The following is a 13,746-nucleotide window of genomic DNA, read 5'->3' on the forward strand; positions in this document are numbered from 1 at the left end:
CGATGAAGGCCCTGCACATCATCACCGGCCTCGGAGTCGGCGGAGCCGAGCAGCAACTCCGGTTGCTGCTGCGGCACTTGCCGGTCGACTGCGATGTCGTGACGCTCACCAACCCGGGCTCGGTCGCGGACGGCCTGGTCGCCGACGGGGTCCGCGTCGTCCACCTCGGCATGGCCGGCAACCGGGACCTCGCCGCCCTGCCCCGGCTGGTGAACGTCATCCGCTCCGGCCGCTACGACCTCGTGCACACCCACCTCTACCGGGCCTGCGTGTACGGCAGGATCGCCGCGCGGCTCGCGGGCGTACGGGCGATCGTCGCCACCGAACACTCCCTGGGCGACTCCCAGATGGAGGGGCGGCGGCTGACCGCCGGGGTCCGAGCGCTGTACCTCGCCGGCGAACGGCTGGGCCGCACCACCGTCGCCGTGTCCCCCACGGTCGCCGAGCGGCTCCGCCGCTGGGGTGTGCCCGCGCCGCGTATCGAGGTCGTCCCCAACGGCATCGACCTGGCCCGCTTCCGCTTCGACCCGGACGCCCGCAGCCACACCCGCGAGCGTCTCGGGCTGCCCGAGGAGGCGTACGTCGTCGGCGGCATCGGCCGGCTCGCGCCGGGCAAGCGCTTCGGTGACGTCATTGAGGCGCTGGCTCAACTCCCGGACGACTACTGGCTGTTGCTCGTCGGCGGCGGACCCGAGGAGCACGTGCTGCGGCGCACCGCGCGCGAGGCGGGCGTGGCCGGCCGGGTGCTGTTCACCGGCGAACGGCCCTGCGTACCGGACGGTACTCCCGGCCCCGACCTGCCCTCCCTCACCTCCGCGATGGACTTGCTCGCCTCCCCGTCCCCGGATGAGGCCTTCGGCCTCGCGGTCGTGGAGGCGCTGGCCGCCGGGCTGCCCGTCCGGTACGTCTCCTGCCCGGCGGTCGAGGACCTGCCCCCGGAGGCCGCCGAGAACGCCCGGCGCGTACCCGGGGGCGCGGACTCCTTCGCGCGCGCCCTCGCCGAGGCCCGCGCGCTGGGCCCGCAGGACCGCACGCCTCCCACGGCGGCCCACCACTACGACATCACCCGCAGCGCCGCCCAGCTGATGAACGTGTACGCGGCGACCACTCCTGCCCTCAACCAGTCCCCGTCACCTCAGGGAGCCCCATCCTCATGACCGAGAACGCCAGCAGAGTCCCCCACCTCAGTCCCCGCACCCGCACCCTGCCCCCGTGGTCCCTCCTCGTGGCCGGCGCGGTACTCGGGGGCCTCCTCGGCGGCGCGTACGGCACCCTCAAGGCGCCCACCTATACGGCCACCAGCTACGTCGTCGCCGTACCGACGGAGAAGTCCGACCCGGCGTCCGCGCTCGGTTTCGCACAGGCCTACGGCCGGGTCGCCACGCAGGTCGCGGTGCTCGGGGACGCCCAGGTGTGGGCGGGTGTGCCGGTGTCGACGCTGCGGTCGAGCGTGCAGACGGCGACCTCGCCGGACGCGCCCATGATCGCCGTCTCGGCCACCTCCACGCGCCGCGATCTCGCCACCGACATGGCCAACGCCGTGGCCCGTTCGCTGACCCGGCACGCCAACGACACCAAGGCGTCGACCCACGTGGAGCTGCTGCAGTTCTCGCGCGCGGTCAAGCCCGCCGAGCCGTCCTCCGCCCCGGCCGCGATGACCGGCCTGGTCGGCGCGAGCGCGGGCGGGCTGCTCGGCGGACTGGTGCTGCTGGTACGGCCCCGGCGACGCACGGAGGAACCGGCGCTCGCGGCCTCCGTACCGGGCCCGGCCGTCGCCGCCGACGCACATGGCCAGCTGTGACGGTCACGACCACGGGCGCCCTGCGCGCCGAAGTCGTCAGCGACGAGACCGCCTTCGCCGAACTCGCCCCGGCCTGGGGCCGGTTGTACCGGCGGTGCGGCGCGGCGACCCCGTTCCAGAGCCACGCCTGGCTGCACTCGTGGTGGCTGTCGTACGGCATCCCGGGCCGGCTGCGGATCGTCGTGGTCCGTGATCCGGAGGGCGAACTCCTCGGCGCCGCCCCGCTGATGCGCGTACACCGCCCGCTGCCCGCGCTCGTGCCGCTCGGCGGCGCGATCTCCGACTACGGTGACGTGCTCCTCGACGACGACACGGCCGACGAGGCCGCCGCCGCCCTCGCCGAGGGTCTCTCCGACGCCGCCCGTACCGCCCTGATCGATCTCCGCGAGGTCCGGCCCGGCGGCGCGGCGGAACGCGTGTACGAACGCTGGCGTGGTCCGCGCCGCCAGGTCAGGGACTCCGTGTGTCTGGAGCTCCCCGCCGTCTCGATGGACGGCCTGGTCGCCCGCCTCCCCTCCTCGAAGGCCCAGCGGGTCCGCGCCAAGCTGCGCAAGCTGACCGCGCTCGGCGTCGAGCGCCGCGTCGTACGCCCCGACGAGGTCGACGCGGCCCTGGCCCGCCTGCTCGAACTGCATCAACTCCAGTGGCAGGGACGGAAGGTGACGTCGGAGCATCTCCAGCCCCGGTTCCGTGAGCACCTCGCCCGGTCGGTCGGGCCGATGGTGCGCTCCGGGGACGCCGTGGTCACCGAGTTCCGCCTCGACGACAGCGTGGTCGCCGTCGATCTCACGCTGCTGTCCGGGCGCCTCGCGGGTGGCTATCTGTACGGCGCCCATCCGGGCCTGCGCAAACGGAAGGCGGACGTCGCCGTGATGCTCCTCGACGCCTGCGCCCAGCACACGGGGTCCGGTGGACACGCCACGCTGAGCCTGCTGCGCGGTGACGAGCCGTACAAGCACCACTGGCGCCCCGAACCCGTCGTCAACCAGCGGCTGTTGCTGGCCCGGCGGCTCACGGCGCCGCTGATGTCGGCGGTCGTGTGCGATGTCGCCGCCCGCAGCCGGGGCAAGGAAATCCTGCGCCGGCTGCGGGAACGCGACGGAAGCGGAAGCAGAAACGGCGGCAGCGGCGGCGGGGACACCGGCGACGGTGGCGGCGGATCGTGAACGACCCGCCGCCACCGGGCGCTCACCGGTTACGCGACCACCAGTCGAACTTCAGGCAGAGCTTCCCGCCCATCCAGTACTCCACCCAGTCGCCCAGATCCAGCGGCGAGCAGTTGGGCGGCGGCAGCGGCACGGGCGGGGTGACCGGGTCCGTGGGCTTCGGCGGCACGGGGGTCGGTACCGGCGGCACCGGTGTCGGCACGGTCGGCTCGGTGTCCTTACGGCCCGTCAGGATCTGGCGGTACACCTCGGACGCCTTCGGATTGCTCCCGCACTGCCACACGCCGTGCGGGCAGTAGTCGGTCAGCGTGTTGTACAGCGGCTTGTGCTCGTCCATCCACGCGAGCATGCGCCGCATGTACTCCGGATTGTCGCCGTTGCGGAACAGCCCCCATTCCGGATAGGAAATGGGCTTTCCGTGCGCCTTGGCGAAATCCACATGCGCCTGAAGTCCGTAGGGCTCGCTCACCTGCTCGTCGAATGACAGTCCCCGGGGCTGGTCATAGGCGTCCATGCCGATGATGTCGACCGTGTCGTCCCCCGGATAGCACTGCGGCCACGGAATGGCGTCCTTGCCCCGGGTCGGATTGAAATCGAACCGGAATTTCTGGCCCGGCACCGCCCGCATGGTGGTGACGATCCTGTTCCAGTACCTCTTCCAGGCCTCAGGGTCCGGCCCGCAGCGATGGGTGTACGTGATGCCGTTCATCTCCCAGCCGAGCACGATCACCGTGTCCGGGATCTTCAGCTCGACCAGCCGCTCGGCCAGGGCGCGGAAGTGGTGATCGTAGAGACCGGCCGCGCCGCGCCTCAGCTGCACCTGGACCCTACGGTCGGAGACGCCTTCCTCGTTGCGCTCCAGCATGGGCACGTTGAGGACGAACAGCCGGTCCTCCTCGGCCCGTCGCCAGTCCGCCCACACGTCGAGGAATCCGGGCGACCCCTCGATGTTGCTCCACCGGTCACCCGGCAGGTAGGTGTGCCCGACCTTGAGATCGGCACCGCCCAGCCAGCGGCTGAGCTCGGCGATCCTGGCCGTGCCCCGGGCGCCGTCGTAGTCGACGTACGCGCCGAAGGCCGGGAGCCGGGGCGGCTCGGGGGGCTCCGGGGGTTCCGGCGGCTCGACCGTGGGGGATTCGGGAGCCACCGGCGGCTCGGGGGTCACGGGCGCGATCGGCGCCACGACCCCGGTGGTCGGTGCCGGCTGCGTGACCGTGTCCGGTGCGGGGACGGGAGGATCGGCCACCCCCGCGCCCACGGCGTGTCCCGGCCCCGTCGCCAGGACGGCCGACGCGGCGACCGCGGCCGCCAGGAACGCCAGCCGTCCGGTGCGGGCCCGTCGCTTGTGTGGGGCCATGCCTGCTCCTTCCTCCACGCGCGTACTCCCTGTTCTCACACTGCCTGTTTTCGCGCTGCTTTCCGCACTGCCTGTTCTCGTCCTGTCTTCTCGCCTACTGACACTCAGTCATATGAGTATGAATTCCGCCACCGCGCTTGAGACTTTCGAGTGTTCCGCTCGCCCGCACGAGTGAACCGACCCGAAGGAAACCCGAAATCACATGTCCGTATCGCTGCTCGACACCCGCGTCCCCGCCGTCCTGGTGCGGACCGACCGGAATCCCTTTCACCACGGAACACTGGGCGCCGTACGCTCACTCGGCCGGGCGGGCGTCGACGTCCACCTGATCGCCGACGTCGCCGGAAGTCCCGTACGCAGATCCCGGTTCGTACGCCAACTGCATCCACCGCCGCCGCCCGGCGCCGCTCCCGCCGACATCGCCCGCGCACTGCTGCGGGTCGCCTCCCAGATCGCGCGGCCCGCCGTACTGATCCCGCTCGACGACGCGACCGCCGTCGCGGTGGGCCGGACCCGGGCCGAGCTGGCGCCGGCCTTTCTGCTGCCGCAGCAGCCCGGAGCGCTGGCCGAACGGGTGGCCGACAAGGCTGAACTGGCCGCCCTGTGCGCGGCCGTGGACGTGCCGCACCCGCTGACACTGATCCCGGACAGCGCGTCCGACGCCGCCGCCTCGGCCTGGCACCTCGGGCTTCCGGCCGTGGCGAAGTGGAGCCGGCCGTGGCTGCTCCCGGCCGACAGCGACCTGCGCAGCACGGTCGTCGTGCGCTCGGCCCGGCAGGCACGGGAGCTGTATCTGCGGACGGAGGAGGCGGGCAGCCGACTACTGCTCCAGGAGTTCCTGCCGCCGGGCCCCGACCTCGACTGGTTCTGCCACGGATACGCCGACCGCACCGGAACCGTGCGCGGCGGCGGCCCCGGCCGGAAGCTGCACGCCTGGCCGCGCGGCGCCGGGCTGACCGCGGTGGGCCACTGGACACCGAACGCGTCGGTGCCGGCGCTCACCGAACGACTGATCGACGAACTCGGCTACCGGGGCATCTTCGACCTCGACTTCCGCCGCTGCGCCACGACCGGCGCCTACCACCTGCTCGACTTCAACCCGCGCCCCGGCGCCCAGTTCCGGCTCTTCACCGACTCGGCCGGGCTGGACGTCGTACGCGCCCAGCACCTCGACCTGACCCACCGTCCGCTGCCTGAGGGGGTGGCCCGGCCCGGACGGGCGTTCGTGGTCGAGAACTACGCGCCGCTCAGCGCGCTGCGCCCGGCGCCGGCCGGCCGCGAGCTGGCCTGGCACGCCCCGGACGACCTCGCGCCCGGCTGGGCGATGTGGGCCCTGTGGGCCAGGCACGCCGCCCGCCGTCTGCCGTCCCGACTGCGCCGGCTGTGCGAGCGGCCCGGGCCGGACGACACCCGGGCACGCGTGGTCCGGCAGGCGGTGGCCGACGCGCCGCTGCCACTGACCGAGGGTTCACCGGCGGACGGTTCCCTGACCGATGACTGCCTGACCGATGACTCCCTGACCGACGACGAGAAAGCGAACAGTTACTGATGTACGACCTGCTGGTGGTGGGCGCGGGCCCCTACGGCCTGTCCATCGCCTCCCACGCCGCCGGCGCCGGGCTCCGGCTGCGCGTCCTCGGCCGGCCCATGGCCTCCTGGCGCGACCACATGCCCCGGGGCATGTACCTCAAGTCGGAGCCGTGGGCGTCGAACCTGTCCGACCCCGACAACCGCTGGCGCCTGGACACGTACTGCGCCGGTCAGGGCGTCAAGGCACGGCACGGGCAGCCGATCCCGCTGGAGATGTTCGCCTCGTACGGCCAGTGGTTCGCCCGCAACGCCGTGCCCGAGGTCGACGAACGGACGGTGACCCGGGTGACGCCCGTCGCCGGGGGCTTCGAGGCGGTGACGGAGGACGGCGAGACGGTACGCGCCCGGACCGTCGCCCTGGCCGTCGGTGTCCTGCCCTTCGTCGAGATCCCCGGCGCGCTGCGCGGCCTCGGCCCCGACCTGGTCTCACACAGCAGTCACCACGGCGACCTCGACCGCTTCCGCGGCCGGGACGTCACGGTGATCGGCGGGGGCCAGGCCGCCCTGGAGACGGCGGCTCTGCTCGCCGAACAGGGCACGCGGGTAAGGGTGTTGGCCCGTGCGGAGCAGCTGAACTGGAACAACGTACCGCCGCCGTTGGAGCGCCCCTGGTGGCGCTCGGCCCGCGCCCCGCACAGCGGGCTGGGCTGCGGCTGGCGCAACTGGTTCTACTCCGAGCGCCCCGGCGTCTACCACCGCCTCCCGGAACCCACCCGCGCCCGTATCGCGGCCACGGCCCTGGGCCCGGCGGGCGCCTGGTGGGTACGCGACCGGGTGGAACCGGCGGTGGAGGTTCTTCTCGGCCAAGAGGTGGCGTCGGCACGGGAGTTGACGGTTGCGGGCGGCGGCGTACGGCTGGACACGGTGACCCGGTCCGGCGAGCGGCGCTCCCTGGAGACCGAACACGTCATCGCGGCAACGGGGTTCAGGGCGACCTGCGACCGACTGGGCCTGCTGGATCCCCGACTCGGCGCCGGCCTGCGTGCGTTGGCGGACGGCTCCCCGGCGGTCGGGCGGCACTTCGAGTCGTCGCACCCCGGCCTGTTCCTGGCGGGCCTCGTGACGGCGTCCGGCTTCGGCCCGGCGATGCGCTTCGTACACGGCGCGACGTTCACCGCGGAGACGCTCGTACGAGGGGTACGGCGCCGGCTGCGGGCGGGGGCCCCGACCGGCAGGGCGACGGTGCCGGGGCAGGGGCGGCGCGAGGGGGTTCGCTCCGCGGGGTAGGCGGTTCGTCTGCTCCGGGTCGGGACCCTCAGACCGGTCGAGCCACGCGCCCCTCGCGGGGCGCGTGGCTCATCCGGGTGCCTGGGGTCCTACCCGCGCCTCACTCGTGGGCGCCGGGCTGGCCACGCCTGCCCCGGCGGTACAGGACGACACCACCGGCGATCAGCGCGACGCTGACGGCCGAGGCCGCGATCAACTCCTCATGACTACCGGTCGGCGGCAGATGCGGCGGCTTCGTCGGCGGGGTGACGGGGGGCGTGGTCGTCGGCGGGCCCGTGGGGGGCTTGGTCGGCGGCTTGGTGGGCGGCTTGGTGGGCGGTTTCGTCGGGGGCTTCGTGGGCGGCTTGGTGGGCGGGGTCGTGGGGGGCTTGGTGGGCGGGGTCGTCGGAGGCTTAGTGGGCGGTTTCGTCGGGGGCTTGGTGGGCGGGGTCGTGGGGGGCTTGGTCGGAGGAGTCGTCGGCGGCTTAGTGGGTGGCTTCGTCGGAGGCTTGGTGGGCGGGGTCGTGGGGGGCTTGGTCGGAGGAATCGCCGGAGGCTTCGTGGGCGGCTTCGTCGGAGGCTTCGTGGGCGGAGTCGTGGGCGGCTTGGTCGGAGGAATCGCCGGAGGCTTCGTGGGCGGCTTCGTCGGAGGCTTCGTGGGCGGAGTCGTGGGCGGCTTGGTCGGAGGAATCGCCGGAGGCTTCGTGGGCGGCTTGGTCGGAGGCTTAGTGGGCGGCTTGGTCGGCGGCTTCGTCGGCGGGGTGTCGCCGTAGCCGCCGGGGGGTGTGTCGCCGTTGCCGTTGCCGTGACTGTTGCTGTTGCTGTTGCCGTGCCCGTAGCCGGGGTCGTCGTGTGGGGCGCTCGGGGCTCCGTGTGCACCGGAGTTCCTGGCCGTTCCGCCAGCGTCCGCGTCCGCGAGGGCGGTGATGCCGTACAGGGACAAGATGCCAGTCGCGGCGGCCGCCACGACCATCCCCCTGCTCAGAGGCTGTCGCATTCTGATTATCTTCCTGCTGGGAGGGGTGAGAAAAAGCCGGCCTTGGCACCGAAAGGTTTTCCAAGGCCGGCCCAGACACCGCCGAACGGCTGGTGCTATACGTCAGTCGTTGACGCAGGTGTTGCCGAACGCCGGGTTCAGCAGCCCGATGACGTTGATCGAGTTACCGCACACGTTGATCGGAATGTGGATGGGAACCTGGATCACGTTGCCGGAGAGCACACCCGGGGAGTTGGCGGCGAAGCCCTCCGCCTCGGCGTCGGCGAAGGCCGGGACGGCCATTCCGAGCGCCATGATCGCTCCGGCGATGACAGCAACGCTCTTCTTCATGAAGTTTCCCTTCTCTGCGGTCATGCCCTGTGGCGACCAAAGGCCGAGCGAGCACAGCATGGACGGCTCGCACCATGACCGGCAGTTGTAAAACGAGGGATAGACAGCCGAAGAAACTACGGAACGTGGTCCCACGGTTAATTCACTCGAACGCCCCGAGATGACAGAAAACACGATCCACCCGAACGGCTGAACAAATTCGGGGCATGAAAAAACTCGGGCAACCCCCGCACCGTGCGCGGAGGCTGACCCGAGCTGCTTTTATGGGCGACCGGACGACTGTCGACGACCGGTCAGCCGACGGCGGTCAGCTGTTGCCGATACCGTTCCCGGACAGGACCGGGATGTCCTCGACAATGTGCGACAGGGGCTCGTCACCCTTGGCCTGCGTCGAGTTCTCGGCGCACTGCTGGTTCTGCGGGGCGGACAGGATCGGGATGTCCTGGACGGCGACCGGGACCAGGACGCCGACGAGAGAGCCCACGTTGCCCTTGACGGGCAGACCGACACAGAGCTTGTTCAGCGTGCCCTGCGCGAGGCTCATCTGCGGGCTCATGTCGCCCTTGGTCATGGAGTTGCCGAACTTCGAGACCGCGCCGTTCCCGCTGACGGACGTGGTGCCGCCGTCGTCCGCAGTGGCAAGCGCCTGGGGGGCGGTCGCCGCCGAGACTCCGACGACGGATGCGGCTACCGCCGCCGCGGCCATTGCCTTCTTCAGCATTTCGCTTTCCTTTCCTGCAGAGACACACGTTCCTGCCCTCGCATCAACCGGATGGGCGGTGATTGGTTTCGCCGATTCACCCGATTGGCCCGTTCCCGACCCGGAAATTCATGGAACCGTGCACTGCCCTTAGTCCGACTGAACAGCCCTCCGTGTGGGCCATCAGAGTGAATCGGAGCAACCAGGCGCATCGAAGGACAGTTGATCAGAGCGGCTCCGGTGGACGGGGTTTCTTCCGAAGGGATTTGCAAGTGATCAAGAAGGTTATGGCTGCTGCGGCGATCGCCGCTTCCGTCGTCGGTGCCACCGCTGCGGTCGCCACCCCGGCGATGGCGATTGCGAACGACGGTGGCACGACGTCCACCAGCGGCAACGGCGCCATCCAGAAGTACGGCAACTCGGCCACGTACGGCAACATGAGCCCCCAGATGGCGCTCATCCAGGGCTCCCTCAACAAGCCCTGCATCGGCCTGCCCGCCAAGGTCAACGCCGGTTCCCTCATCGGCCTGATTCCGATCGCCGTCCAGGACGTCAGTGTTCTGTCGGCCCCGCAGAACCAGCAGTGTGTCGAGAACTCGACGCAGGCCAAGGGCGACGAGCCCCTGTCGCACATCCTCGAGGACATCCCGGTCCTGTCCGGCAACGGCGTGGGCAACAACTGATCGCCCTCACCGGTACGACCGGCGACAACTGAGCCCAGGCGTACGTCCGGGCTTACTTCGAGCCTTCACCAGCGGGCCGTCGAACTCTCGGCGGCCCGCTGGCCTACGTTGCGTCACGTGACGACAAGACGCACTTTGTTCCGGTTTTCCCGTCCTGCCCGTCTCTCCCGACTGTGCGGAGTCGCGCTGCTGTGCGCGGCGACCGCGATCGGCTGTGGGACACCCCGGGCGCCGCAGCTGAGACCCATGGGTGGCGCCGCCGCCGCCAAGGGCACCGACATCCTGCTGCTGGGCACGGACGGCCGCGGCACCATCACCGAGCAGGAGCGCCGCAAGTTCCACGCGGGCGGCTTCGCCTGCAACTGCGCGGACGTGATGATGCTCGTCCATGTGTCAGCCAAGCGCGACCGGGTCAGCGTGATCAGCCTGCCACGCGACTCCCTCGCCACGATCCCGGCGTACAAACCCAAGGGGTCGGCGAAACAGCGCCCCGCGCACCCCGTGAAGCTCAACGGCGCGTACGCGGAGGGCGGTGCGACGCTCCTGGAGCGGACGGTGGAGGCGGCGACCGGCGTGAGTGTCGAGCAGTATCTGCAGCTCGACTTCCGGCGGTTCATCGACGCCGTCAACCAGGTCGGCGGGGTCGAGGTGTGCACGAAACGGCGCCTCAAGGACTCCAAGACCAAGCTGGACCTGGCCCCGGGGCGACATCTACTCAAGGGCGGGCAGTCCTTGCAGTACGTCCGCTCGCGGCACGTCGACCAGAGTGCCGACCTGGGGCGGATCCAGCGGCAGCAGCGGTTCCTGGTCGCGGCACTGCAGCAGCTGACCGCCCGGAAGGTGCTCACCGACCCCGTCCTCATGGGCCGGGTGGCCCGGACGCTGCTCGGGCCGGTCAAGGTCGAACAGGGCTTCGGGAAGGACGGCGTGCAGGCGCTCGTCACCCTCGCCTCGGCCCTGAGCAAGGTGCCGGCCACCCGGACGGAGTTCGCCACCGTGCCGGTCGCCGGGTTCAACCCGCCGATGAAGGACGTCGGTTCGACGCTGCGCTGGGACGCCACGAAGGCGAAGGCGATGTTCACCAAGGTGCGCGAGGACCGGCCGCTGATCGCCGCGGGCACGGATCCCAAGCCCGGCGACCCACCGGTGTTCGGGAAGGACGTGCCGGTACGCGGCAACCGGCTGGCATGCCCCTGAACAAGACCGTCGTAGGGGAGGCAGCGGGTCCTCCCGTTTCCCTCGTACGGCCGCTTGTACACCTCACTCACTGGGCCAAACGGGGCAATCAGCGCAACCCCGCAGGGGGTTGAACCGTTGACGATCACGCAGCTCCCTCACCGGAGTCCGCTTTTCGAAGGGAATGAACATGAAGAAGCTGTGGGCAACCGCGGCCATCGCCGCCTCCGTCGCCGGTATCTCGGCGACGGCAGCACCCCAGGCGCTGGCGATCGCCAACGATGGTGGCACCACGTCCATCAGCGGCAACGGCGCCGAGCAGGAGTTCGGCAACTCGGCCACGTTCGGTGACATGAGCCCGCAGCTCTCGCTGGTCCAGGGGTCGCTGAACAAGCCGTGCATCGGTCTCCCGGCGAAGCTCAACGTCGGTTCCCTCATCGGCGCTGTGCCGATCGCCGTCCAGGACATCCCGATCCTGTCGGCCCCGCAGAACCAGCAGTGTGTCGAGAACTCGACGCAGGCCAAGGGCGACGAGCCCCTGTCGCACATCCTCAGCGACATCCCCGTGCTGTCCGGCAACGGCGCCGGCAACAGCTGAGCCTCCCCGCTCGGTTGCGGCGGCGGGTCACCGGTTCTCCGGTGGCCCGCCGTTCGGCGTTCGCGGCCCCGATTCCGGGCCTCACTTGCTGTAGAGCGCCTCGATCTCGGCCGCGTACGCCTCCCGCACCGCATGGCGCTTGACCTTGAGGGACGGTGTGAGCTGGCCGTTGTCCTCGGTGAACTCGCCCTCGACCAGGGTGAAGGCGCGGATCGACTCGGCCCGCGAGACCGCCGCGTTGGCGTGGTCCACGGCCCGCTGGACGTCGGCGCGCATCCGGGGGTCGTCGATCACCTCGGAGATGGGGGTGTCGGCCGGCATCTTCCGGACGGCCAGCCAGTGGGCGACGGAGTCCGGGGCGAGGGTGATCAGGGCGGCGACGAAGGGGCGGTTGTCGCCGACGACCATGCACTGGCCGACCGGCGCGCGGCTGCGCAGCCGGTCCTCCAGGACGGCCGGGGCGACGTTCTTGCCGCCGGAGGTGACGATGATGTCCTTCTTACGGCCGGTGATGGTGAGGTAGCCGTCGTCGTCGAGGGCGCCGAGGTCGCCGGTCGCGAACCAGCCGTCGCTCAGGACCGCGTCCGTGGCCGCCGGGTTGTTCCAGTAGGCGTCGAAGACGACCGCGCCCTTGAGCAGGACCTCGCCGTCGTCGGCGATCCGGACGGCGGTGCCGGGGACGGGCTGGCCGACCGTGCCGGGGCGGGGGGCCAGGGGTGGCACGAGGGTGGCGGCGGAGGTCGTCTCGGTCAGACCGTAGCCCTCGTAGACGATGATTCCGGCGGCGTAGAAGAAGAGGCTGAGGTCGCGGTCGAGCGGGGAGCCGCCGCTGATGGCGTAGTGCATGCGCCCGCCCAGCTCCTTGCGGACACGGCGGTACACAAGCAGGTCGTACAGGGCCCAGGCGGCGTAGAGGCCGAGGCCGGGGCCGGGTCTCTTGCCGCTACCGCCACCTGTACCTGTACCTGTACCGAGGAACTTCTCCAGGTACGCCTCCGCGAAGCGGACGCCGATGCGGTGGGCGCGGTCGAAGGAGGCGGCTCGGCCCATCTTCTCGGCGGTCGCGCGGCCGGTGGCGTGGATCCGCTCGAAGAGGTACGGGACGCCGACCAGGAACGTGGGCCTGAACTCCCGCAGCATCGGCCGGAGTTCGTCGGGTTTGATGCTCGGGAAGTGGCCGATCTCGATACGGGCCATCAGACAGCCGATCTGAAGGGCCCGGCCCATGATGTGGGCGAGGGGGAGGAAGAGGAGGGTCGAGGCGGTCTGGCCGGTGACCTCCTTGAAGATCGGGTGCAGCAGTTCGACGACGTTCGCCGCCTCGGCGTGCAGGTTCGCGTGGGTGAGTACACAGCCCTTCGGCCGGCCGGTGGTGCCCGAGGTGTAGCAGATCGTCGCGGTGGTGCCGGGGGTCAGGGCGGTGCGCCGCTTGGTCACCTCCTCGTCCGACACCTCCCGTCCCAGGGTGGTGAGTTCGGTCATCGCGCCCTCGTCCAGGGTGAGGACGCGCGGGGGTTCGGGGTGAGCGGCCGTGCCGGTGATCACGGTGGCCGTGTTGTCCGGCGTCTCCGTGACGACCAGACGGGCCCCCGAGTCCCGGACGATCCAGTCCACTTGGGCGGCGGACGAGGTGGCGTAGACGGGTACGGTCTGGCCACCCGCCGCCCAGATCGCGAAGTCCAGCACCGTCCACTCGTAGCGGGTACGGGACATCACCGCGACTCGGCCGCCCGGTTGGAGGCCGGCGGCTATCAACCCCTTGGCGCTGGCGGTGACTTCGGCGGCGAAGCCGGCGGCGGTGATCGGGCGCCAGCTGCCGTCGTCCGTACGGCGGCGCAGGATCACCGCGTCGGGGGCCTCGGCCGCGTTGGTGTAGGGCAGGTCGGCGGTGCTGCCCGTGGCGGGGGTCGCCACGACGGGCGCGGCGCGGGCCTCTCGGACGATGCCGCTCTTCTCGTCGCGGACCAGCTCGATCCGGTGGCGGTCCGCCAGATCGGTGCGCCGCTTCGCGTGCTTCAGATCCCTGCGTACGCCCATGACACTCGCTCCCGGTGACTGGTCCCGCTCGTGATTCCGAGTCAAATTACCGATGCGTAGCGGAAGTTCAATGGGTCGCGCACAAGCAGATCATCCGGGGCGGAT

13 protein-coding genes are annotated in these 13,746 nt (G+C 70.9%); 8 read left to right on the forward strand and 5 right to left on the reverse strand.

The genetic code is table 11. From position 1 onward, the window contains the following. Positions 1-2: 2 nt before the first annotated feature. The 3 genes from QA861_RS40155 to QA861_RS40165 are packed head-to-tail and all read left to right on the forward strand — an operon-like array spanning position 3 to position 2,967. The gene (locus tag QA861_RS40155; protein WP_334593790.1) at positions 3-1,157 is read left to right on the forward strand and encodes a glycosyltransferase; all 1,155 of its coding nucleotides are present in this window, start codon (positions 3-5) and stop codon (positions 1,155-1,157) included. Next, positions 1,154-1,801, forward strand: coding sequence for a YveK family protein (locus QA861_RS40160; protein WP_334593791.1), 648 nt, complete (start codon positions 1,154-1,156; stop codon positions 1,799-1,801). The genes QA861_RS40155 and QA861_RS40160 overlap by 4 nt, the downstream gene beginning before the upstream one ends. Further along, a complete protein-coding gene (locus QA861_RS40165; RefSeq protein WP_334593792.1) occupies positions 1,798-2,967 on the forward strand; it encodes a GNAT family N-acetyltransferase in 1,170 nt (389 codons plus the stop codon). Before QA861_RS40160 ends, QA861_RS40165 begins: the two co-directional genes overlap by 4 nt. Positions 2,968-2,989: 22 nt before the next feature. Here QA861_RS40165 and QA861_RS40170 read toward each other — a convergent pair whose 3' ends face one another. Further along, a complete protein-coding gene (locus tag QA861_RS40170; RefSeq protein WP_334593793.1) occupies positions 2,990-4,324 on the reverse strand; it encodes a glycoside hydrolase family 26 protein in 1,335 nt (444 codons plus the stop codon). Positions 4,325-4,526: 202 nt separating this feature from the next. Here QA861_RS40170 and QA861_RS40175 point away from each other — a divergent pair, with 202 nt between their 5' ends. Together QA861_RS40175 and QA861_RS40180 are read left to right on the forward strand one after the other, a co-directional pair. Beyond that, entirely contained in the window at positions 4,527-5,873 is a 1,347-nt protein-coding gene (locus QA861_RS40175) for a carboxylate--amine ligase (RefSeq protein ID WP_334593794.1), read from the forward strand. Then, on the forward strand, positions 5,873-7,141 hold the full coding sequence (locus QA861_RS40180; protein WP_334593795.1) for an NAD(P)-binding domain-containing protein: 1,269 nt from the start codon (positions 5,873-5,875) through the stop codon (positions 7,139-7,141). The genes QA861_RS40175 and QA861_RS40180 overlap by 1 nt, the downstream gene beginning before the upstream one ends. A gap of 100 nt (positions 7,142-7,241) precedes the next feature. Here the strand turns inward: QA861_RS40180 and QA861_RS40185 are convergent, their stop codons facing one another. The 3 genes from QA861_RS40185 to QA861_RS40195 form a co-directional block, all read right to left on the reverse strand. After that, complete coding sequence (locus QA861_RS40185) at positions 7,242-8,117, reverse strand: hypothetical protein (protein ID WP_334593796.1); 876 nt, start codon at positions 8,115-8,117, stop codon at positions 7,242-7,244. Between the two features lie 102 nt (positions 8,118-8,219). Next, positions 8,220-8,447, reverse strand: a complete 228-nt coding sequence (locus QA861_RS40190) for a chaplin (protein WP_334593798.1) — start codon at positions 8,445-8,447, stop codon at positions 8,220-8,222. A gap of 307 nt (positions 8,448-8,754) precedes the next feature. Next, positions 8,755-9,168 (reverse strand): rodlin, encoded by a 414-nt coding sequence (locus QA861_RS40195; RefSeq protein WP_334593799.1) that lies wholly within the window; start codon positions 9,166-9,168, stop codon positions 8,755-8,757. A 251-nt stretch (positions 9,169-9,419) separates the two neighbouring features. Between QA861_RS40195 and QA861_RS40200 the strand changes: the two genes are divergently transcribed. The 3 genes from QA861_RS40200 (at position 9,420) to QA861_RS40210 (ending at position 11,604) form a co-directional block, all read left to right on the forward strand. Further along, on the forward strand, positions 9,420-9,830 hold the full coding sequence (locus QA861_RS40200; protein WP_334593800.1) for a rodlin: 411 nt from the start codon (positions 9,420-9,422) through the stop codon (positions 9,828-9,830). Between the two features lie 117 nt (positions 9,831-9,947). Further along, positions 9,948-11,027: an LCP family protein gene (locus QA861_RS40205; RefSeq protein WP_334593801.1), complete on the forward strand. Its 1,080-nt coding sequence runs from the start codon at positions 9,948-9,950 to the stop codon at positions 11,025-11,027. Positions 11,028-11,196: 169 nt separating this feature from the next. Then, on the forward strand, positions 11,197-11,604 hold the full coding sequence (locus QA861_RS40210; protein ID WP_334593802.1) for a rodlin: 408 nt from the start codon (positions 11,197-11,199) through the stop codon (positions 11,602-11,604). A gap of 81 nt (positions 11,605-11,685) precedes the next feature. On the opposite strand, the gene QA861_RS40215 is transcribed toward QA861_RS40210, so the two are convergent. Next, positions 11,686-13,641, reverse strand: coding sequence for an AMP-dependent synthetase/ligase (locus tag QA861_RS40215; protein WP_334593804.1), 1,956 nt, complete (start codon positions 13,639-13,641; stop codon positions 11,686-11,688). Positions 13,642-13,746 lie beyond the last annotated feature (105 nt).

Origin of the sequence: Streptomyces sp. B21-083 (assembly GCF_036898825.1) — a bacterium.
Classification (GTDB): Bacteria; Actinomycetota; Actinomycetes; order Streptomycetales; family Streptomycetaceae; genus Streptomyces.